This window comes from Enterocloster bolteae (assembly GCF_002234575.2).
Taxonomy (GTDB): Bacteria; Bacillota; Clostridia; order Lachnospirales; family Lachnospiraceae; genus Enterocloster; species Enterocloster bolteae.
Window position 1 is genome coordinate 2,525,251 of the sequence record NZ_CP022464.2, and the last position, 23,032, is coordinate 2,548,282.

The 23,032-nt window shown below is 49.9% G+C and carries 18 protein-coding genes; 12 read left to right on the forward strand and 6 right to left on the reverse strand.

Annotation, left to right across the window (positions count from 1 at the left end):
- Positions 1-67: 67 nt before the first annotated feature.
- Together CGC65_RS11865 and sigG are read right to left on the reverse strand one after the other, a co-directional pair.
- Entirely contained in the window at positions 68-994 is a 927-nt protein-coding gene (locus tag CGC65_RS11865) for an NYN domain-containing protein (RefSeq protein WP_002567088.1), read from the reverse strand.
- A gap of 84 nt (positions 995-1,078) precedes the next feature.
- Positions 1,079-1,855: an RNA polymerase sporulation sigma factor SigG gene (gene sigG / locus CGC65_RS11870; RefSeq protein ID WP_002567089.1), complete on the reverse strand. Its 777-nt coding sequence runs from the start codon at positions 1,853-1,855 to the stop codon at positions 1,079-1,081.
- Positions 1,856-2,303: 448 nt separating this feature from the next.
- Between sigG and CGC65_RS11875 the strand changes: the two genes are divergently transcribed.
- Positions 2,304-6,377 carry a doubled motif LPXTG anchor domain-containing protein gene (locus CGC65_RS11875; protein WP_039896839.1) on the forward strand — a complete coding sequence of 1,358 codons (4,074 nt, stop codon included), beginning with the start codon at positions 2,304-2,306 and terminating at the stop codon, positions 6,375-6,377.
- A 146-nt stretch (positions 6,378-6,523) separates the two neighbouring features.
- Here the strand turns inward: CGC65_RS11875 and CGC65_RS31300 are convergent, their stop codons facing one another.
- The 3 genes from CGC65_RS31300 to CGC65_RS11885 are packed head-to-tail and all read right to left on the reverse strand — an operon-like array spanning position 6,524 to position 9,336.
- Entirely contained in the window at positions 6,524-6,670 is a 147-nt protein-coding gene (locus CGC65_RS31300) for a hypothetical protein (protein WP_002567091.1), read from the reverse strand.
- Positions 6,671-6,700: 30 nt separating this feature from the next.
- The gene (locus tag CGC65_RS11880; RefSeq protein WP_038282019.1) at positions 6,701-8,533 is read right to left on the reverse strand and encodes a sensor histidine kinase; all 1,833 of its coding nucleotides are present in this window, start codon (positions 8,531-8,533) and stop codon (positions 6,701-6,703) included.
- Positions 8,534-8,583: 50 nt separating this feature from the next.
- Positions 8,584-9,336 (reverse strand): response regulator transcription factor, encoded by a 753-nt coding sequence (locus tag CGC65_RS11885; RefSeq protein WP_002567093.1) that lies wholly within the window; start codon positions 9,334-9,336, stop codon positions 8,584-8,586.
- Between the two features lie 236 nt (positions 9,337-9,572).
- Here CGC65_RS11885 and CGC65_RS11890 point away from each other — a divergent pair, with 236 nt between their 5' ends.
- From CGC65_RS11890 to CGC65_RS11910, 5 genes are all read left to right on the forward strand, one after another.
- Positions 9,573-10,940: an ABC transporter substrate-binding protein gene (locus CGC65_RS11890; RefSeq protein WP_002567094.1), complete on the forward strand. Its 1,368-nt coding sequence runs from the start codon at positions 9,573-9,575 to the stop codon at positions 10,938-10,940.
- Positions 10,941-11,040: 100 nt separating this feature from the next.
- Entirely contained in the window at positions 11,041-11,940 is a 900-nt protein-coding gene (locus CGC65_RS11895) for a carbohydrate ABC transporter permease (RefSeq protein ID WP_002567095.1), read from the forward strand.
- Positions 11,941-11,949: 9 nt separating this feature from the next.
- The gene (locus tag CGC65_RS11900; RefSeq protein ID WP_002567096.1) at positions 11,950-12,789 is read left to right on the forward strand and encodes a carbohydrate ABC transporter permease; all 840 of its coding nucleotides are present in this window, start codon (positions 11,950-11,952) and stop codon (positions 12,787-12,789) included.
- 46 nt (positions 12,790-12,835) lie between these two features.
- Positions 12,836-13,870 (forward strand): SGNH/GDSL hydrolase family protein, encoded by a 1,035-nt coding sequence (locus tag CGC65_RS11905; RefSeq protein WP_002567097.1) that lies wholly within the window; start codon positions 12,836-12,838, stop codon positions 13,868-13,870.
- A 4-nt stretch (positions 13,871-13,874) separates the two neighbouring features.
- Positions 13,875-15,524 carry a glycoside hydrolase family 43 protein gene (locus CGC65_RS11910; RefSeq protein ID WP_002567098.1) on the forward strand — a complete coding sequence of 550 codons (1,650 nt, stop codon included), beginning with the start codon at positions 13,875-13,877 and terminating at the stop codon, positions 15,522-15,524.
- Positions 15,525-15,604: 80 nt separating this feature from the next.
- On the opposite strand, the gene CGC65_RS11915 is transcribed toward CGC65_RS11910, so the two are convergent.
- Complete coding sequence (locus CGC65_RS11915; RefSeq protein ID WP_002567099.1) at positions 15,605-16,378, reverse strand: type III pantothenate kinase; 774 nt, start codon at positions 16,376-16,378, stop codon at positions 15,605-15,607.
- Between the two features lie 92 nt (positions 16,379-16,470).
- Between CGC65_RS11915 and coaBC the strand changes: the two genes are divergently transcribed.
- From coaBC to CGC65_RS11945, 6 genes are all read left to right on the forward strand, one after another.
- On the forward strand, positions 16,471-17,685 hold the full coding sequence (gene coaBC / locus CGC65_RS11920) for a bifunctional phosphopantothenoylcysteine decarboxylase/phosphopantothenate--cysteine ligase CoaBC (RefSeq protein WP_002567100.1): 1,215 nt from the start codon (positions 16,471-16,473) through the stop codon (positions 17,683-17,685).
- Positions 17,686-18,081: 396 nt separating this feature from the next.
- Positions 18,082-19,059, forward strand: coding sequence for a LacI family DNA-binding transcriptional regulator (locus CGC65_RS11925; protein WP_002567101.1), 978 nt, complete (start codon positions 18,082-18,084; stop codon positions 19,057-19,059).
- Positions 19,060-19,152: 93 nt separating this feature from the next.
- Positions 19,153-20,046 carry a ribokinase gene (rbsK, locus tag CGC65_RS11930; RefSeq protein ID WP_002567102.1) on the forward strand — a complete coding sequence of 298 codons (894 nt, stop codon included), beginning with the start codon at positions 19,153-19,155 and terminating at the stop codon, positions 20,044-20,046.
- 49 nt (positions 20,047-20,095) lie between these two features.
- Positions 20,096-20,512, forward strand: a complete 417-nt coding sequence (rbsD, locus tag CGC65_RS11935) for a D-ribose pyranase (RefSeq protein ID WP_002567103.1) — start codon at positions 20,096-20,098, stop codon at positions 20,510-20,512.
- Between the two features lie 27 nt (positions 20,513-20,539).
- Entirely contained in the window at positions 20,540-22,033 is a 1,494-nt protein-coding gene (locus tag CGC65_RS11940; protein ID WP_002567104.1) for a sugar ABC transporter ATP-binding protein, read from the forward strand.
- Positions 22,030-22,971: an ABC transporter permease gene (locus CGC65_RS11945; protein ID WP_002567105.1), complete on the forward strand. Its 942-nt coding sequence runs from the start codon at positions 22,030-22,032 to the stop codon at positions 22,969-22,971. The genes CGC65_RS11940 and CGC65_RS11945 overlap by 4 nt, the downstream gene beginning before the upstream one ends.
- Positions 22,972-23,032 lie beyond the last annotated feature (61 nt).

Genomic DNA, 23,032 nt, shown 5'->3' on the forward strand with positions numbered 1-23,032 from the left:
AACAGGAATGCCCGGAAAAGGCCGCATCCACAGGCTGGATGTCCCTTTCCGGGCGTTTCTGTTGTTGTTATTTGAGCTGAACCATGTTATCCCTGATGCGGAATGTACCGAAGCTGCGGATAAAGCTGGAAATGCGGCTGAAACCATACTGCTTCACGTCAAAGGAAGGGTATGTCTTTTTCAGCTCATCGTGTATGATGCTCAGATTATCCACATGTCCGTTATATCCCTTGATGATGCGGATGATTTCCTTTTCAATCTCAGTCTTGGAGATGCTGGCGCTCTTTTCCTGGACAAAATAACCGCCGTGGAGCTTGACCACCTGAAAGTCGTTGTTGTTCAGGCTTTCCAAAAAGGTGGAGAGCTTGGAGTAGCCGTAGTTCCTGACATCAAAATCTGAAAAGCGCTTTGTAAGGAAGTTACCCACCTTTGCAAGGATAATGGGCTGGTTCTGGCTGTTATTTTCAATGAGGAGCTTGGTGATGGCCTTCTGGATTTCATCTATGTTGGTAATGGTCTTCTGGTTTTCGATGACCGATGTCTCCGGTGCATCGTCAGAGGATATGATCTCCAGCAATTTAAACGTATCGCAGGCTGCACGGAAGGGCTTGGGGGTTTTCTGCTCCCCAATTCCCATGACAAACATCCCTGCCTCCCTCAGGCGCTGGGCCAGCTTGGTAAAATCCGAATCGCTGGAAACCAGGCAGAAACCATCTACATTTCCGGAATATAGGATGTCCATTGCATCAATAATCATGGCTGAATCAGTGGCGTTCTTTCCGGTGGTGTAGCTGTACTGCTGGATGGGATTTACGGACCAGTCCAGAAGCACATTCTTCCAGCTGCGCTTTTCGTTATCTGTCCAGTCGCCGTAAATGCGTTTGTAGGTGGCGATTCCCACATCCGAAACTTCGTCCAAAATGTATTTGATATACTTGGGGGAGACATTGTCTGCATCAATCAATACTGCAAATCTGCGTTCATTTTGTTCCATAGATATGTTCACTTTCTGTTGGCATATGTTTCAAACAAGCACTAACATGAATAGTTTAACACATCTGCTGAAAGGCTTCAAGGGTCAGCTTAAATAGGACTTCATACTTTTCAGCGCATTTTTTTCAAGGCGGCTCACCTGGGCCTGGCTGATATGGATTTCCTGGGCAACCTCGGTCTGGGTTTTTCCTTCAAAGAAACGCATGTCAATGATATGGCGCTCCCGCTCCGGCAGCCGCTTCATGGCCTCCACCAGAGATAAATCCTCCACCCAGTTTTCCTCCAGGTTCTTTTTGTCACTAATTTGGTCCATCACAAAAAGAGGGTCCCCGCCATCCGTATAAACCGGCTCATACAGGCTGACAGGAGTCTGTATGGCATCCAGTGCATAGGTGATGTCTTCCTTTGAAACACCTATTTCCTGTGCGATTTCCATGAGAGTGGGTTCCTTGGAATTGGTTCTGGTAAGCTGCTCCCTGGCATAGAGGGCCTTATAGGCAGTATCCCTCAGGGAACGGCTGACCCGGATGGAATTATTGTCCCTCAGATATCTGCGCACTTCTCCCAGTATCATAGGCACTGCATAAGTGGAAAATTTGACATTCTGAGTGATGTCAAAATTGTCGATGGCCTTGATTAGGCCGATGCATCCAATCTGGAACAGGTCGTCGATGTTTTCCTGGCTGTTTGAAAAGCGCTGGATTACGCTGAGTACCAGGCGCAGGTTCCCTTTGATATACTGCTCCCTGGCCTCCTTGTCACCGTCCAGTATTCTTTGAAACAGTTCCTCTTTCTCTTCATTGCTCAGTAAAGGCAGTTTGGCGGTATTGACTCCGCATATCTCAACTTTGTAGCCCGACATAATCCTTACCTCCGTTATAATGCCATACGCCCTGACATGAAAAAATTCAGGGCTGTACTGGATGAATCTGCTATAACGAAATGATGTACGGATTCCAGCTGTTTTATACGGTTTGGGGGGAGAAAAAGATTTCCATTTTTTTCTGGTTTGTGTGGAATGCAGGGAAATGCGGACACACATATTATAAAAAAATGAATAAAATAACGTAAAAATAAAAAAAGTGACCAATTACAGCTTGAAATAACGCTTTACGTAACGCTTTGTATGCTATTATGTAACTATAGTGAAGGAAAATGGCTTCTGGTTACAATTCAAAATACATAAATAATTTATAAAAAACATGAAAATGTAACCAAAGTGTAATCATTTATGATATGATATTGTTAAGATGAATCGTGAAGCAGCTGCACCTGATTGGCAGGGGAGTTTATGAAAAAGGAGAACTATTATGGAAAGACGGAGAAGTTCCGGTACAATAACGAAATCCATGTATTACAGCCAGAAAAGGATTCTGGCATTTTTGCTGACAGCAGCCATGGTTTTCACGAATTTGGGCACCGGTCTGAATGTATCCTATGCCGGTACGGCGGACCAGGTTACGTTCCAGATGAAAGGCGCGGATTTGGTAGCTGCCGTGGAGGAGGCCATTGAAAGCGGCCATGAGATAACGGCAGATGATTTAGGCTTTACCAATGGCAGGACGGCAGAATTTGAAAAGGTATTTTTCGGTACGAAGGGTGCCGTGTATGAGGTATATCCGGAGATGGAAGGAAGCAGCATGGAAGCGGAGCTGCGTGTATTTGTGCGCCTTCCGGAGGATGCCGGCGATATGTATATGGTAACCGGGGACGAGGAAATCATCCTGCTTTATGTGAATAACGGGGAGGAGACCATCAGCTGCACCACGGAAATCACACGGATGGATGACGGTGTAGAAAAGGTCAAAAAGACAAAGCGCGTCACCATCAGGAGTTATGAGGATGCATTTGGCGATGAGGAAGTAGATATCATATCAAAGCCAGCCCAGGAGGAGACAGAAGCCTCCGAATCTGAGACATCGGTTGAAAGCGGCGCCGACGGCACCGGGGAGTCAACTCTGCCGGAGGAAAGCGCAGATGGCAGCGGAAGCGGCGAAAACAGTGGAAACAGCGGCCAAGATGCCAGCGAAAACAGCAGTGAAAGCAGCGGCGAAAACCAGGAAGAAATATCACGGCCTGAGGACGGGTCTCTTGGTTCGGCCGGCAATACAGACCACGGTTCAGACGGCAATGCAGATCACAGTACAGCTGATACAGAAGCCGTGCCGCCGGACGATGCTCAGGGAACAGATACTGAGAAAGACAATGCTGCCGATACAAAGGCAGAGGTACCGGAAAAGAACAGCGGGTCTGGTTCTGATGAGAAGCCGGAAAAGGATATTGCGGACCAGGATAAGGACACCCAGAAGCAGGAGGACAGGGAAGAAAAGTCAAATAAGGATGAGGATAAGAAAGAAGAGGGCGCTGTGCCGGCAGCTGCCATTTCCCGTCATGATGCCCCGGTTGTATCTGAGAAAGAGGAGGGCAGTCCGGCAGATTCCGCCGATGTAAAGGAAAACGTGCCGGAGAAGGAAGAAGCCTCCAATGAGAAGGAGACTGAGCCCAGGGAGAAAGAGGAGCATAAGGAAGTAAAGGAGACAGAAGAAGCAGCTGAGACAGGGAAAGAAAAAGAGACAGAGACGGTAAAAGAAACAGAGAAGCCTTCTGCGGAAGAGACCAGGGAACCGGCTGCCCCAACAACGGAAGTGAATGTGCCGGATACAGACGAAGTGCAGACTACAAAAGCGGATGATGAGGGAAGCGCACCTGAGAGTACGCAGGCAGCGGACAGCACGGCCGGAAGCAGCGAGCCATCTTTCGATTCAGCGGAAACATCAACAGCACCGTCCGCAGATGCCTCACTTCCTTCAGAGTCAGAGCAGGAGACCGCTCCGGAACCTGTGCCGGAGGATGATACTAAGAAGGCCAGCACCTCTGATTTGGCTGGCATGGGGTATTGTTCCACAGCCAAGGTTTACACCACAAGCCTGAACCAGTTAAAGGCATTGGAGGATTTTGACGGTTATAAGGTGACATACACCAGTTTCCCTGAGGCCAGTGCCCGGATTATGGAGGGGACAAGAGGCGTGAAGGAAGGCGAAAGCCTGACCTTTGGCGTCAAGACCCAGTTGGGATATACAATTGACAATGTGACTGCCAATGATGAGGATTTGGAAGCAGACTCGGTTACGGATGAGCTGGACGGATCACAGACAGCATGGTATACCATATCCGAGGTTTATGAGGAGCAGAACATACAGGTATACACCCTGGAGACATTGGAACATCCTGCTTTTGACAAGTCAGTGGAGGTCAATGGGGTTACAATCAGGATAACTGCTCCCGAAGGAGTGCTGCCTGCCGACACGCAGATACAGGCAGAGGAGATAACAGAGCAGGTGGAATCAGCGCTGACGGAAAAAGTGGATGCTGAGTCTGATGACGGAACAGTGGTCAGCACCATCATTGCATATGACATCAACCTTATGTATGACGGCGTGAAATTAGATAACAGCTGGGCCGAGGACGGCAGCAATCTTGTTACGGTATCCTTTAGCGGAGAGCGGATTGAGAAGGCCAGCATGGAGGCGGACCAGATTGAAATTCTCCATCTGGAGACGCCTACCCAGGAGGTCCAGGCCGTATCTGCAAAGGCGGAGCTGGAAGGCAGCGGGGAAACAGAAGCCGTAGCCCAGGTGCCTGTGCTGGATGGCATTTCAGCAGACGATATTGCGGTTGACAGCGAGGGACGCCAGGAACTGGATGTGAGCGGAAGCGCGTCCGTTGGACAGATTCATTTCCAGACTGACCATTTCTCGGCATTTACGGCTATATTTAAGACCTCACCTTATCTGGTGATTGCCAATGAATTGCAGGAAGGCAGTGAAGGTGCTGAAAAAGTCGAATACACCTATAAAGTCAGCATCACAGACAGCAGGAAGAATAAGAATGAGAAGCTCTATCTGCTGACAGGAGATGGTGGGGCTGAGGAATATAATACAACCGCTGTAACAGAAGGCGACACCAATACCTATACCTTCAATCTAAAACCCAACGGAAAGATGAAGATAGGGAATGTAGGGCCGTCAGCTGAATACAGGGTAGTCCAGACGATAGAGGATACTTATAACGAGTTTAGAGGGGTAACGGAAACAGCTAGAACAAAAATTGATTGGATTGAAACAGACATTGACCTCGGCACGGAGGGAGAGGGAGAAAGCTTCCCCTATGGTTATGGTTCTAACAATCAATATGGTTCGCTGATGGAGCGGGCCGCCGTATTAATGAGAGCATATACAAAGTGCAGGGAATACGATGAGACTCCGGGGAGAAAAGACCGGTTTGAGCAACGGCGGGCTTTATTGGGAATTTCGAATAATAACGTAACCAATGATAGCATTATAGCGAAGCTGTTAGAAGACCATTATGGTACTTCTAAGTGGCCTTTGGCATCGGAAGAAGGATTTGGCGATTTGGCCGGCATCGTAAGTGAAAGACTGGAAAAAGACAATGTCCCAAATAACAAGCGGCCAAAGAATTTATACCTGCATATATACTTCAGAACAGTAGACAGCACAGAAAATATGGAAATCATACCATATTTAACGGGAAGTGACGCTTTGAAGGACTGGAATGCGTACGCGGCCTTTGACAGCCAGGAGGGTATGTGGTACCAGTATTTAAAAGCATATCCAGTTAGCACAACCTATATGATTTCCAGTCTGCATGCAGGAGGGAATGTGAATACCCCTAAAACCATGCATATGCTGATGGAAGAAGACAGCGGCAACTGGCATGCAATGTGCCCGGGAGAAGTACCGGATATAGGAGATCCGATTATGCAGCCGGCTGTGGACGGTGTCATTTCCAAATTTGGCACCGCATATCAAATAGAGTATACATTTAAAAATTATTACTATAATAGTACTTCCGCAGGTGACGGCTCCACAGACACTGGTTCCACAGACAATGATTCCTCAGGAAATGATTCCTCAGAAAAACCAGATAACGATTCAAACAACGGTAATGGAAATGAATCGGGCGGAGTGTCCGGGAACGACACAGCGGATACAGATACCCCAGGTTCATCCGCCGGCGGCACAACGAATACGTCCCAAGGCTCTGAGGGTTCCGGCAGTTCAGGCGGAGGAACCACCACAACGTCCGGCGGCACAGGCAGATATCAGGGGACTGATGCCCAGAGCGGTCCAGGCGCGCAGCAGAATGTGATTGAATCCTCACAGGTTCCCCTTGCATCCCTTCCAGCGGATGCATCGGCAGCATTCAGCCAGTCAATGGCCATCATAGACGATGGGGAGATACCGTTAGCTGCCATACCGAAGACAGGTGACAGGGGAAGCAGTGCCCATGAGTTATCGTTCATTCTTTCGGGGATGCTGATGGCCGTATATTTGGTCCTTGGAAAGAAAAAGAAGGAATCCTAAAATTGCAACGGAAAATTGAGAAAATTATATAAGGACGCTGTCTTATGATGGAGTTTCAGGCTCAGATTTCATGCCTGAATCACACATCATAGGACAGCGTCCTTTGCTGTTTATGGATATGAAGTTCCCGTGCAGGTCATATGATGTCATCTATCCATGGTCACAAGGGTCCAGCGGTTATTCTGACGCATGATGAAACATGGTTTATTTACTCGGTATCTGTAATAGGCTTCCGCCAGTGTCTGGATAATCCTGTATTTCATTATGGTGGTACAGATTGGATAGATCGTCATATTATGTAAGTGCTCCTTTCAAGGGTGATATTATATTTTATTCGGCATGTCCTGAAATATGACTGCTGATTTGGAGGGCTGGTGCGTCTTGGTGTCTTTATGCGGGACGGAACACGCTATTTCTTCTATTGATATACGAAATGAAATACATGTGCCCATTCCCTTTTTGCTGAGTATCTTAAGTCCGGCGCATTCCCCATAGCGCATGATGAGGCGGCTGTTTACGTTGGTAAGGCCGATATTCTCGCTGCCCGGATTGGCTATCTTTTCATACAGTTTTTGGATATCTGCTTTTTCCATGCCCACCCCGGAGTCAATGACAGAAAAAATCAGGTGTCCGCCCCTTCTCACAATGCGCAGCTTGATAAAGCCTGAGCCTTCCAGGGGCTTGATGCCGTGGTACAGGCTGTTTTCAATCAGAGGCTGGAGAATCAGGCGCATGATGGGGATGCTCTCCAGCTCCTTTTCGTATTCATAATAGAGGATGTATTTATCCTCATAGCGGTACCGCTGAATACTGTCGTATTTTTTCAGATAATCAATTTCATCCTTTAGGGTCACCATGGAATGAGGATTCTGGAGGGAATATTTAAGGATATCGGACAGTGCCTCAATCATCTGGTTTACCGCAGTGGGCTTATGTGTATATTCCATTGCCTTGAAATCCAGGGTCTGCAGGGTGTTGAACAGAAAATGGGGATTAATCTGCAGCTGAAGGGCTGTCATCTCTGCCAGCTTCTGTTCCTGCTCCTTCAGAGCCAGCTGGCTGCGAAGGAAGGTCTGGTTCAGAAAGAGCTGAACCAGGTTGTTAAGGATTATATCGTATTCATCTTTGATGAACGCGGGCTTTTTAGGGTTAAATACACCACGCTCCGCATCCGAGAACACTTCAACGAAATAATCAATCTGTTGAAAATTCTTTTTGGTAATGGTATAAGCAATCCACAGGGAGGTGGAAATCACTGCTGCCAGGACCATCAGAAACTGCAGCAGCAGGGTGTAAAGGGCCTGATAGTAGTTGGAGTGGCTGATGCAGGCTGCGATATAAGTCCCGCAGTCAGCCGGAATGATTCTCACATAGTATTTTCCACGGCTTAAGTCTACCCACCCGCGGTAGGCGTCGTCCGGTGACTGTTCCAAGCGGCTGACCAATAAATCCTTATCCTCCGGGGACAGCTGGGCGGTTTGGGCGCCTCCCTGGAGCAGGAAATTCCCGTCCTTATCCAGAATAAAGAAACGGTCCAGCTGGGAACTGGTATTGATAAGCTGTTTTAACTGTTCCTCATATATGTTTACCATAACCACGCCCTTAAACATGCTCAGCTTTTTAAAGTAGGTAAGGACAGGGACTGGCTGCGTGTAGGAGTACTGGTGCATTTCCCTGCGTTCCAGCCATTCGTCCTCATCAGAGTGGTCATAGGAATCCTTCCAGCTCAGGTCTGAAAACTGTGACAGCCGTGTAGTCCCTCCTGTGTCAGAGGTGAGAATGGAATCATACCCATCCAGGTAATAGTACACAGAGGCAATATAGGGGGCGTTGTTGGTCAGTGAATTAAAGTTGGAAAGGATGGTGTTGGTCAGAATCACGTCCAGATAGCCAATCTGCTTATGGGAGATAAATCCCCGCAGGGAGATGGACAGCCTGGGATTCCTGGCCAGGATATCGTACTGGGTGGCGGCGCTGTCCAGGACCAGGGAGTAGTTATCCCTTACGGCCTGGGCTGCTGTCTCGGCGTCCTCACGGATTTCACGCTGTTTACCCTGAAAGACAAAGGCCAGGAATACCAGGAATACGGTGAGGATGGGTATGGCTATGATGGCTGAATAATATAAAAAGCTTTTTATGAAATTGCGTTTTCTCATGGTTTTCAGTTCCTTCTTGGGGTGTTCCGGGTAGGGAAAGCCAGACCACATCATAGCTGCGGTTCAGGACGGCCGCCGCAATTGCGGTACTGGGTTGGCGTCATATTGAAATACTGGTGGAATGCCCGGGAAAAATTTTTGGGATTGTCATAGCCTACCCGGTAGGCAATCTCATATTGCTTGTAACCGATATCCCTCAGCATGCGGGCCGCATTTTCCATCCGGGTCTTTAACAGATAATCGGAGAAGCTGGTATCCGAGTGCTCCTTCATGATTTTGGACAGGTAATTAGGGCTTAAGGACACCAGCCTGGCAGCCTGTTCCAGGGTAGCGTCCTGGTAGCTGGTGTCCAGATAGTTTTTTACCGTACTGATAATTTTTTCATAGTAGCTCAGGCTTTCACAGACCTCCGGCATGTCCTGGCCCTGTTCACTGTCCAGCAGTTCCTTTACCCGGGTCAGGCAGTCTGCCAGGTCCTCATATTTTACTGGTTTTAACAGGTAATCAAAGACGCCGTTGCGCAGGGCTTTCCGCACATAATCAAAATCCTGGTAACCGCTGAAAAATATGATTTTTATTTTTTTACGGGACAGCAGGCGTTCCGACAGCTCCAGTCCGTCCATGAGAGGCATACGGATGTCGGAGAGAATCAGGTCTACCGGGCTTGACAGGGCAAAGTCATAGGCATCCCTGCCGTTGGAAAATGAGCCGGTAATCTCAAAACCCAGCTGGTTCCATGGAAAGAGATTGGCCAGTCCGCTCCGTATCTTGGCTTCGTCGTCTGCAATGATTACTTGGTACATAGGTGGGCCCCTTTCTTGAAAAATACTGCCTTTATTATATATAAAAGAGAGAAAAAAATCATCTGAAAACTGGATCCGGGACAAAGGATTCCCAATAATGAATAAATATTGTAAAAAATGATACTTTCTCCGGTATTTGATTAAGGAAAGATACCATTTTCGTAAGTATGGTTTCTTAACAAGACGGCAAAAGTACAGTACAATAGGGACAGTTGAAAAATGGGAGGTAATTAGTAATGAGAAAAGCAAGACAAATAACAGGCCTTTTGATGGCTGGTATTATGGCTTCCGCCGTATTGGCCGGATGTACCAATGAACCGGCTCCTTCATCCACATCCCAGGCTGAAGCCGGGAAGGACAGTGCAGCAGGCAGCGGCGCACCGGCCGCCTCAGGCGACCAGATTACGCTCCGCTTTATGTGGTGGGGCGGAGATGAGAGAAATGAGGCAACTCTGGCTGTCATCGACCAGTATCAGAAGCTGCATCCTGAGGTACGGATTGAGGCGGAAATGAATTCTGACCAGGGATATATTGACAAGGTATCCACCATGCTGGCCAACGGCACGGCTCCGGACATCCTTCAGCAGAACGTGGACTCTCTGCCTGACTTTGTGTCCAGAGGAGACTTTTTTGTAGATTTCTACGAGTACAAGGATACGTTTGACACCTCCGGCTTTGACGAGACATTCATCAGCCAGTTCGGCACCTTTGACGGAAAGCTTCTGGCCCTGCCTACCGGTATGTCATGTCTGGCAACCGTGGCCAATAGAAATGCGGCTGAAACCTGCGGCGTGGACCTGACAAAGCAGATCACATGGGATTCCATGCTGGAGGACGGAAAGAAGCTTCACGCGGAGAATCCGGATTATTATTACCTGAATACTGACACCAAGATACTCTGCGAGTATGTGCTCAGGCCGTATCTGCGTCAGATGACAGGAGAATCCTTTATTATTGACAGTGAAAAGAAGATGAGCTTTACCAGGGAACAGCTGGTAGAAGTGCTTACATATATCAAGGACTGCTATGACGGAGGCGTCTTTGAACCGGCGGAGGACAGCGCCACCTTTAAGGGACAGATTCACACCAATCCAAAGTGGATGGATGGAAAATTTGTATTTGCCTACGGCCCTTCCTCCAGCATCAACCTGCTGATGGACGCTGTTCCGGAAGCAGAGTGTACCGTTGTACAGATGCCGATGGCAGAAGACAGGGTCAATGACGGTTTCTTTGCGGATACCCCACAGTATATGACAGTAAATAAGAACTCTGAACATGTGGAGGAAGCAGTGGATTTCCTGAACTATTTCTACAACAATGCAGAGGCCCAGGAGACGCTTAAGGACGTACGATCCATTCCTCCCACATCCACGGCAAGACAGCTGTGTGCGGATAAGGGACTCTTAAACCAGACCGTGGTGGATGCAGTGGATTTGGCAGCAGGGCTTAACGGCAAGAGTGATAAGGGATATACCACCAGCGCAGAGGTTTATGCAATTCAGGAAGACATGATAGAGAGTATTGCCTATGGACAGAGCACTCCTGAAGAGGCGGCCGACAATGCCATTGAACTGATTAATGACTATCTGAGCGGCCTGAACTAAAAGGCTTCTCAGCAAACAGGCTCCAAAACAAACATAAAAGAGATTAGCAGGCGGCCCGGACATCCTTTCCCGGGCCGCTTGGAGGATAGGAGGAAATAGGATGGAAAAGGCAAAGCCAAGGCACGGCGGCTGGACCAAACGCAACAGGATTGGATTCATGTATGTGTGTATCTGGATATTCGGTTTTCTGGTGTTCCAGCTGTACCCCTTTATCAGTTCGCTGCTGTATTCATTTACAAACTATGATATATTCCATGCGCCGGAATTTGTGGGCCTTGATAATTATGTGAGGCTGTTTACAAAGGACAGGGAATTTTGGAATTCAATGGCAGTTACACTGAAGTATACCTTCATCACAGTGCCGGGCAAGGTGGTGCTGGCCCTTATTATTGCTGTGATTCTGAACCGGAACCTGAAAGGAATCAACTTTATACGAACCGTATACTACATACCGTCCCTGCTCAGCGGCTCTGTTGCAGTGGCAATCCTGTGGAAGGTACTGTTTATGAATGATGGTTTCATCAACAGTCTTCTGGGTCTGGTCCACATCGGCCCGGTCAAATGGCTGGGAACCCCGGATATGGCAGTAATCACCATCTGTATGTTGGAAATATGGCAGTTCGGTTCCTCCATGGTGCTGTTTTTATCCGCCCTTAAGCAGGTGCCCCAGTCCCTGTATGAAGCGGCCAGGATTGACGGGGCATCAAAACCCAGGATGTTTTTCAAGATAACACTGCCCATGATTACATCCATTGCGTTTTTCAACATCATTATGCAGCTTATCACAGCCCTTCAAAACTTTACATCCGCATTTGTGGTAACGAACGGCGGTCCCAATAAGGCTACCTATGTGCTGGGTATGAAGCTGTATACGGATGCATTTAAATACTTTAAGATGGGATATGCCTGCGCTACCTCATGGATTCTGTTCATGGTTATCCTGGTCATGACCATTATCCTGTTTGTGACCTCGAAGAAATGGGTTTATTACGATAATTAGGAGGACGGCATGAAAGAGAAAAAGATTAAAAACGGTATTACCTATGTTATTCTCGGAATCGTGGGTGTGGTGATGCTGTTTCCTGTCATATGGATGTTCTTTGCCTGCTTTAAAACCAATAACGAGATATTCGGCAGCCTGAGCCTTCTTCCCCAGGGATGGAGCCCTGAGGCATTCATCAAGGGATGGAAGACCACGGGAACCTACACATATGCCCAGTATTTCATAAACACCTTTGCGCTGGTGGTTCCCACCACGCTGCTTACCCTGGTGTCCTGCTCCATCGTGGCTTACGGTTTTGCCAGGTTTGATTTCCCCGGCAACCAGTTTCTTTTTATGGTGCTAATAGCCACGCTGATGCTTCCCAATGCCATCATCATCATCCCCAGATACGCGCTGTTCAACAAGCTGGGCTGGCTGGACTCCTATATGACCTTTTACGCGCCGGCTGCCGTGGGATGCTACCCCTTCTTTGTGTTCATGATGGTGCAGTTCTTAAGGGGACTTCCAAGGGATTTGGATGAATCAGCCTGCATTGACGGCTGCGGCCCGTTCCAGTGTTTTATACAGATTCTGCTGCCCTTACTTAAGCCGGCTCTGTTTTCCGCGGGCCTGTTCCAGTTTTTATGGACCTGGAATGACTTTTTCAACACCAACATTTACATTAACACGGTTTCAAAATTCCCGCTGTCGCTGGCCCTCAGGGTGAGTATTGACGTGACATCCAATATACAGTGGAACCAGGTTATGTCCATGGCGCTGGTGTCCGTGATTCCGCTGATTCTGCTGTTCTTTGCAGCCCAGAAATATTTTGTGGAGGGCATTGCAACTTCCGGCCTGAAGGGATGATTGGGTGAAGGTGTAATAACATGTATTGAGGGGAGACGAGGGGAACATGGAATTTGGCAGCACCATACTCCACAATGTGGAAAGCCTGATTCGGGATGAAGAGGCAGGAGATTACCTGCTCTGCCGGGTGCCGGAACCCACCAGGCTGGGGCTTAATATGAAAGCGCAGAAAAATATACTTTTTGCCAGCAACAGTGAGATCCGGTTCGTGATGAAGGGAGACAGTGCCGTCTTGGGACTCAGGCGTATGCCGGCTAAAGGCGACATCCGTTCCCAGGGGGTTCTGGAGGTGTTTCAGGGGGATTACCAGGGAAGCTACGAAATAAGCCCCTGGTCCGTAACGGCAGACAGAACTGAAATTACAATCCGCAGGCAGGACTGGTCTGCCATCCAAAGGTTTGCCGGTAACGGTTATTCCTTTCATCCTTCAGTGACCAGAATTCTGCTTCCTTATGACTGGGGATGTTGTCTCGGGAACATAAAGGGGGATATCCGTCCTCCAAAGAAACAGGAGATGCCCGGAAAGCGCCTGCTGGTTTACGGTTCTTCCATTACCCACGGTGGGAACGCGTCGGTGCCCTCCGGTACATACGCGTTCAGACTGGCCCGGAAATTGGGATATGATTTGATTAATCTGGGGTGTGCGGGAAGCTGCCAAATGGATGAGGCCATGGCCTCATATATAGGGTCCAGGGACGACTGGGACATGGCGCTTTTTGAGCTGGGGATCAATGTGATCGAAACATGGGATGGGGACCGGCTCTATGGCAAAGCCCTTGCATTCCTGGCCGCTGTGCTGGAAGCCAGGCCGGATAAACAGGTATTTGTGACAGACATGTATTATAACCGCTATGATTTTGAAGGGGACAAAAGGGCGGCACGGTTTCGCGGCGCCATACAGCGCTGCGCGGCAGTTCTTTCCGGGCAGTATGGGGGCAGGCTTCATTATATAAACGGGCTTGAGGCCATGGATACTCCCCAGGGGCTGTCGTCGGACGGCCTACATCCATCGGACCTGGGGCATGGGATGATAGCAGAAAGGCTGGCCGGATATATGGCAGAAAAAAAGGAGGTTAATTGAAAATATGAGAACGTACAAAAACCCGATTCTGTATGCGGATTATTCCGACCCGGATGTGGTGCGGGTGGGGGAGGATTATTATATGGTATCCTCCTCTTTTACCTATATTCCGGGGGTTCCGCTTTTACATTCCAGAGATCTGGTTCACTGGGAGCTGATTAACCACTGCGTGAAGAAGCTCCCCTTTGAGAAATACGCCCTTCCATGCCACGGTTCCGGCACATGGGCCCCATCCATCCGCTATCATGAGGGAACGTTCTTTGTGTTTATCCCTCTGGTGGACGAGGGAATCCTGGTGGCCAGATCCAAGGATCCCTACGGGGAATTTGAATGGAATATGCTGTGTGAATCAAAGGGATGGATTGACCCCTGCCCTTTCTGGGATGATGACGGCAGGGCTTACATGGTTTTTGCCTATGCAAAGAGCCGCTCCGGTATAAAACACCGGCTGTCGCTGGTGGAAATAGATCCCCAGTGCCGCTCCCTGCTGACAGAGCCCAGGCTTATATTTGACGGTGAACAGATTGCGCCCACATCAGAAGGCCCCAAGATGTACAAAAGGAATGGGTATTACTACATTCTGATGCCCTCAGGAGGCGTGGAGACCGGATGGCAGTCCTGCCTCAGATCCAGGTCTGTCTATGGGCCCTACGACTATAGGGTGGTGATGCACCAGGGGAATTCCCGGGTAAACGGCCCCCACCAGGGAGGATGGGTAACTTCGCCCGATGGAAGGGACTGGTTCGTCCATTTCCAGGATGTGGTGGAGCTGGGGAGAATCATCCACCTGCAGCCCATGTGTTTTCTGGATGACTGGCCGTTCATTGGCCAGGACCAGAATGGGGACGGTATTGGAGAGCCGGTTAGGGAGTGGTCCGTTCCGGCAGGAGAACGTACTACGGGAGAACGTGCTACGGGAGAACGTGCTACGGGAGAACATACTACAGGAGAACGTACTACGGGAAAACATACTGCGGGAGATCATACAGAGGGAGAACGTGCGGCGCGAGAAGACCCCGCAGGAGATGTGCCGGAATATGCCATCCGCCAGTCTGATGATTTTGAGGAAAAGACACTGGGACTACAGTGGCAGTGGCAGGCCAATCCCGATGCGGGATTTTATTCCCTGAGGGAAAATCCGGGACACCTGCGGCTGTATTGCTACCGGAATCCGGGCAGGGAAAACCTGCTCTGGTATGCGCCCAATGTGCTGACCCAGATTCCGCAGAAACAGAAGCTGTCCATGACCGTGAAGCTGTCTCTTTCCGGAAGGGAGGACGGTGATTTTGGAGGAATCGGCATGGTGGGCCATGATTACGGATATGCAGGCCTGTACCGCATGGGAAAGGGAATCCAGATAAGATGTTACCGGGGAACGGTCACACAACCCATGTTTGAGGGGGAAGCCGGTGAGAAGCTGGTCTTTTCACAGGAAGCAGATAGAGAACAGGCCTGGTTCAGACTGGTGCTGGAGGAAGATAAGACATATGGTTTTTCCTATTCGTTTGACGGCAGGAACTTTACCCGGATAGAATATTCATTTCCCCTGAAACGTGCCACATGGACCGGTGCAAAACTCTGCCTGTGGTCCTGCTCACGGGAAAACCGGGAGTCTGATGGGTATTGCGATTATGAGTATGTGGAAATAAAATAAAAACCAGGGCTGTCCGCGTTAGACAGCCCTGGTTCAGTTCGCCCGCCAAGGGAGGGCGCTGACGGGTGCCGGAATCTGTTCTAATGAACTTCCGTATTTTTCCGATATAAAATCAGCAGTCCTTTCAGGAGCAGCGCATCGTCCACCACTATCTTATGGCGGCACAGGGGAGTGATGAACTTGGCCAGCCCGCCCGTGGCGATGATGGTGGGAGGCTCTCCCAGCTCCTTTTCCATGCGGTCCAGAATCCCGTCGATCATGTCCACGTTGCCGTAAATGATGCCGGAGCGCATACAGTCAATGGTATTTTTTCCAATGACATGGCTGGGAACCTCCAGGCTGATGTAGGGCAGCTGGGCCGTCTTGCTGCTGAGTGAGTTAAGGGAGACCTTGAGGCCGGGAAGGATGACGCCGCCGATATAATTTCCTTTTTTGTCCACGGTACACAGAGTAGTGGCCGTGCCCATATCTATGACCACCAGGGGAAGGGGATGTTCATGGCTGGCTGCCACCGCGTCCACAATCTGGTCGCTTCCGACCGTCTTGGGGTTGTCCATAATGATATTCATGCCGGTTTTCATGCCGGACCCCACCAGCAGGGGACGGATACCGGTCACCTTTTCCACTGCGTTCAGGATGGTGGAATTAACAGGGGGAACCACGGAAGAGAGAATGGCTCCTTCTATGCTTGCTATATCAATCTGATGCATCTCCAGGATGTTCTTAAAGCTCACCGCGTACTCTGTATCCGTGCGTCCCTGGTCCGTTGTGACCCGCTCTATGAAATATGTTTTTGTCTCGTCTATGCCGCCGATGACGGTGTTGGTATTGCCCATGTCGATTGCTAAAATCATTGGGGGAACTCCTTTCAATCATATAGGATGTATGTTATACTTTAACATGGATTGTAACATAGAAAAAGAGGAAAGACAACCGGAGGAATCATATGTTAAAAGGAAAGACAGTCCTTCTTGGAGTGACAGGAAGCATTGCAGCTTATAAGACAGCCAGCCTGGCCAGCATGCTGGTTAAAAAGGGCGTGAAGGTCCATGTACTGATGACAAAGAACGCCGCTCACTTCATTAATCCCATAACTTTTGAGAGCCTGACAGGCAACAAATGCCTGGTGGATACATTTGACAGGAATTTTGAATTCAGCGTGGAGCATGTGGCCCTGGCAAAGCAGGCGGACGTGGTGATGATTGCTCCCGCGTCGGCAAATGTCATCGGAAAGATTGCCCACGGCATTGCAGATGACATGCTGACCACCACGGTCATGGCGTGCAGGTGTAAAAAAATACTGGCCCCGGCTATGAACACCAATATGTACGAGAATCCGATTTTACAGGACAATCTTGATATCTGCAGGCGTTATGGCATGGAAGTTATTACACCGGCCTGGGGATATCTGGCCTGCGGTGACACCGGAGCCGGAAAGATGCCGGAGCCGGAGGTACTCTACGAATATATATTGCGGGAGGCTGGTTATCCAGGAGACCTGGCAGGCAGGCGGATTCTTGTGACAGCCGGCCCCACCAGGGAGTCCATTGACCCGGTGCGCTACATCACAAACCACTCCACCGGCAAGATGGGGTATGCCATTGCCAGGGTGGCAGCCTACAGGGGAGCTGATGTTACCCTGGTAAGCGGCCCTGTGGACCTGCCACGTCCCCTGTTCGTGGAGACTGTTCCGGTGGAGAGCGCCAGGGAGATGTTCGAGGCGGTTACCGCAAGGAGCGGGGAGCAGGACATCATTGTCAAGGCAGCGGCGGTGGCGGATTACCGGCCTGCCACGGTGGGAACAGAAAAAATCAAGAAATCCGACGGTGATTTATCCATTGCCCTGGAGCGGACCAACGACATCCTGGGATGGCTGGGGCAGAACCGGAGGGACGGACAGTTCCTCTGCGGATTTTCCATGGAGACCCAGAATATGCTGGAGAATTCCAGGGCCAAGCTGGCAAAAAAGCATATTGACATGATTGTAGCCAACAACCTGAAGGTGGAAGGCGCTGGATTCGGTACGGATACCAATGTGGTGACGCTTATCACAAGGGACAGCGAGACAGAACTTCCCATCATGACCAAGGAAGAGGTAGCTGACTGCCTGCTGACTGAGATTTTAAAAAGGACAAAAGAACAGGACGGAATTCAGGGATAAAGCCGCAGACGGGCCGGCAGATATCTATAAAAACCATAGTATTCAAATAGCAGAATAGGCGGTACAGACAGATAATGAGGATTGAATCCCGTATGACACGGGGGTCAGTCCTTTTTCTGTTTCCAGTTTGTCCCCATACGATGCCGGAAAACATACTGATAATGTCTTAACAAAGTTGTTGTGAAATGTATCTAAAAAAACGCGGAATTCACGGCATATGACCTGCTCATATTGTGAGTTTAGACTAAAATGGCGAAACAAAAATTTGAATATTGACTTTGGAACCAGCAGAATATATAATTAAATTATATTTGAAACGGGTTTCAAGTATAAAACATACAAAGAGCGGAAGAGCCGGAAGGCATATAATCCGCAGACAGGCAGGATGATGGGCTTATGACGGGCATACGCGATGTGGCAAAACTGGCGGGAGTATCCCCCTCAACCGTATCCAGGGTAATGAACGGTACGGCCAGGGTGGATGATGAGAAGAGACAGAAGGTGGAACGGGCCATATTAGAAACCGGTTTCAAACCAAATGAGGTGGCCAGGTCCCTTTACAAGCGTTCGTCCAAAATCATCGGCATACTGGTGCCGAACATCATCAATCCGTTTTTTAATGAGCTGGCAGGAGCTGTGGAGGAGGAATGTGACCGCAGGGGATACCGCCTGACGCTCTGCAACTCCAATGATGATTTGGAAAAGGAGAAGCGGAACCTGAGTCTGTTGGAACGGATGAATGCAGACGGAGTTATCCTGATGACCAACATGGATGAGATACATAAGGAAGTGGGAAACTGCCGGATTCCGGTAGTGATGATTGACCGGCAGATTGAGGGGGGCAAGGAAATTGCCTGTATCCAGTCCAACCATTACCAGGGCGGGCGGATGTCCGTGGAGCATCTGCTGGAATGCGGGTGCAGGCACATCGTACAGATGAGCGGTCCCCTTCATCTTTCCAGCGCCAGAAAGCGCCACCAGGGGTACCTGGATGTGTGCAGGGAACGTGGAATCGAGCCTGCCTGGATAGAGGGAGATTACAGCTTTGAGTCGGGAACCGAGATGGCGGCGCGGCTGCTGGAGCAGTACCCGGATACGGACGGAATCATTGCGGCCAACGATATGGTGGCCATATCGGTTTACAAGGAGCTTCACAGGAAAGGTATAAGGGTGCCGGAGGATATGCAGTTAATCGGGTTTGACAACATTTCCCTCAGCAGCCTGTTTACGCCGGAGATTACCACCATTGCCCAGCCCATCAAAAGGATGGGGCAGGAGGCAGTTCGAATGCTGACCGAATATGTTGCCGGAGCGCAGATTAGCCGGAATAAGGTATTCGATGTCAAGCTGATAAAAAGGGACACAACTCTTTAGGGAATGGCCGCAGCGCAGTACCAGGCCATTTCCGGGCATCAAAGGGATAAACTGTAACCATAAAATAAAATGTAAAGCAGAAAAGGAGGAATTATGAAGACAGCAGTGGTAGGCAGCATCAACATGGACATGACAGTGACAGCAGAGAGGATTCCCTTAAAGGGGGAAACACTGAAGGGAGAGGACATCCGCTACATACCCGGAGGAAAGGGCGCCAACCAGGCCGTTGCCATGGCAAAGCTGGGAGCAGATGTGGAGATGTTCGGCTGTGTGGGCGGTGATGAGGCGGGAAGAAGCCTCATAAAGAACATGGAAGACATGGGAGTGGGAACCACCCACATCAAAGTGGCTCCCGGAGTGAACACAGGATTGGCGGTCATCACTGTGGGGGATCATGACAACACTATCGTGGTGGTGGCAGGAGCCAATGACAAGGTGGACCGGGAATATGTGGACAGCATAAGGGATGCTCTGCTGGCATGTGATATCGTATTGCTGCAGCATGAGATACCCCAGGATACCATCGAGTATGTAATTGATATCTGCCATGAAAATGGGGTCAAGGTAGTGCTGAATCCAGGACCGGCCAGACCGGTGAAGCCGGAAGTCCTGGCAAAGGTGGATTACCTTACGCCAAATGAACATGAGGCAGCCATCCTGTTCGGGGATATGCCCGTGGAGGAGATGCTGAGGGCACATCCCGGCAAGCTAGTGATTACCCAGGGTTCCAGAGGCGTATCCACATGCCTTCCAACGGGAGAAATACTTACCGTACCAGCCAGGAAAGCCAATGTGGTGGATACCACAGGAGCAGGGGATACACTAAACGGTGCATTTACCGTAGAGATTGCGGGGGGCAGCACCATGGAGGAAGCGCTCCGGTTTGCCAACACGGCAGCCAGCCTGTCCACTGAGCGGTTCGGAGCCCAGGGCGGAATGCCTATGCGCAGCCAGGTACTGGAAGCCATGAATCAGGAGAACATGTAAAGCATTGACAAATACGCTTTCGGCGTAAAGAAGACGGAGGAACAAAAACATGAAGAGACACGGCATACTCAACAGCAATATTTCCAGGGTACTGTCATCCATGGGGCATACGGACAGAATTGCAATCGCTGACTGCGGACTGCCTGTACCGGAGGGGACAGAGCGCATTGATTTGGCTGTGACATTTGGAAATCCCCGGTTTATGGACGTCTTGAAAGCGGTTTCAAGTGATATGAAAATAGAAGCAGTGGTTCTGGCAGAGGAAATCAAAGAACAGAATCCACAAATCCTGGAAGAAATCCAGGAGCTTTTTGCCAGCTTTGAAACCGGTTTCAAACCGGAAAAGGTGGAATTTGTCCCGCATACACGCTTTAAGGAGATGACAAAGGAATGCAGGGCCGTTATCAGGACAGGAGAGACAACGCCCTATGCCAACATCATCCTGCAGTCCGGCTGTATCTTTTAAAGCAGAATTTATCTGGAGGGAAACAACATGAAAATTGAAATGAAAGGAATCAACAAATCCTTTGGGCAGAACCAGGTCCTAAAGGACGCCGGCTTTGTGCTGGACGACGGGGAAGTACACGCCCTGATGGGAGAAAACGGCGCAGGCAAGTCCACGCTGATGAAAATTCTGACCGGCGTCTACACCCGCGACAGGGGCACCGTCATAGTGGACGGAAAAGAAGTGACCTACAAAAGTCCCCAGGAAGCGGAACGGGCAGGTATTGTCTTTATCCAGCAGGAGCTGAACGTGCTGTTTGACCTGACGGTGGAAGAAAACCTTTTCCTGGGAAAGGAAATCAAAAAGGGATTTGGAATATGCGACCGGAAGGCCATGAGGGCAAAGGCCGAGGAAACCTTAAAACGTCTGGGAGTCAGCATTCCCACGGACAAGGTGATGTCTGAGCTCTCCGTGGGACAGCAGCAGATGATAGAAATTTGTAAGGCCCTGATGGTGGACGCAAAAGTCATCATCATGGATGAACCCACGGCAGCCCTTACCCAGAGCGAGACAGAGGTGCTGTTTGAGGTCATGCAGTCCCTGCGAAAAAAGGGAGTGTCCATCGTCTATATATCCCACCGCATGGAGGAAATCTTTGAGCTTTGCGACCGCATTTCCGTTCTCAGGGACGGCACATACATAGGCACAAAGAAGATTCCGGAAACCAATATGAATGAAATCGTCAAAATGATGATTGGCCGTGAAATCGGCGAGCGGTATCCCAAACGTGACTGCGCCATTGGAGACGAGGTATTCCGGGTGGAGGGCCTCACAAAGGAGGGGGTGTTCCGCGATGTGGATTTCTCGGTAAAGGCTGGCGAGGTGCTGGGGGTATCCGGGCTGATGGGAGCGGGGCGCACGGAAATCATGCAGGCTATTTTCGGAAACCTGCCCTACGACAGAGGCAGCATTTTTATCAACGGAAAGCAGGAGGTGATTAAGAATCCCCTGCAGGCCATTGAACATGGAATCGGCTTCATAACAGAGGACCGCAAGACAGAGGGACTTCTGCTGGAGGAGAGCATTGAGAAAAATGTATCCCTGACCAATCTGGGGCGTATCTCTGGCAAGAGCAAGGTGGTAATCAGCAGGGAGAAGGAAAAAGGGCTGGTCACAAAGGCCATAGAGGAGCTTCATATCAGGTGCTTCGGGCCAGGACATGAGTGTGTGAACTTAAGCGGCGGCAACCAGCAGAAGGTGGTATTCGCAAAATGGATTTACACAGAACCCAGAATACTGATTCTGGATGAGCCCACAAGAGGCGTGGACATAGGCGCCAAGAAGGAAATATACAGCATTATAAACCAGCTGGCAAAAAAGGGGGTTGCTATCATCATGGTGTCCTCTGAACTGCCGGAGGTATTGGGAATGAGCGACCGGATTATGGTGGTGCGGGAAGGTTTGGTCAGGGGAATCATCGGCCAGGCTGAGGCTGACCAGGAGAAGATAATGACATTGGCTACGGGAGGTACCTTATCATGAATGAAAATAAGAATAAAGTCATCAATTACGCCCAGGATTTTGGAGCGCTCATCGCCCTTATCCTGCTGGTGGCAGGCATCAGCATTGCCAGCCCAAGTTTCCGCACCGGGGCCAATTTCCTGTCCCTGCTGCGCCAGTCTTCCATTAACGGACTCATTGCCTTCGGCATGACCTTTGTCATACTGACGGACGCCATTGACTTGTCCGTGGGCTCGGTGCTGGCCCTCAGCACGGCTCTGTGCGCCGGAATGATTTCGGCAGGGGTTCCGGCTGGGCTGGCCATGATTCTGGCACTGGTCCTGGGCTGCGCCATGGGCGTTATCAGCGGCGTCATGGTCACCAAGGGACGTCTGCAGCCATTTATCGCAACCCTCATTACCATGACGGTATACCGCGGCCTGACCATGATATACACCAACGGAAAGCCAATCTCCAACCTGGGAGACAGCTTCATCCTGAAGGTGGTTGGAAAGGGGAAGTTCTACGGCGTTCCGATTCCGGTCATCCTTTTGATACTCCTGTTCCTGCTCTTTTATTTCCTGTTAAATAAGACCACCTTCGGACGCAGGATTTACGCCACCGGAAGCAACTGGAAATCCGCCAAGCTGGCTGGCGTAAACATACACAGGACAAAGATCATCGCCTATGCCATATCCGGCACCATGGCGGCATTATCCGGACTGATTCTGCTATCCAGACTGGGCTCCGCACAGCCTACCCTTGGAAACGGCTATGAGCTGGACGCCATTGCCGCAGTGGCCCTGGGAGGCACCAGCATGAGCGGCGGCAGGGGAAAAATCTACGGAACCCTGATTGGCGTACTGATTATCGCGGTGCTGAACAACGGCCTTAACATCCTTGGCGTATCTTCCTACTATCAGGACGTAATCAAGGGTCTGGTCATCCTGATTGCCGTACTCTCAGACCGCAAGAGATAGGAAAACAGTACACAGCACACAGAAATCTGATATGAAATTAAGAATATGAATTTTGGGAGGG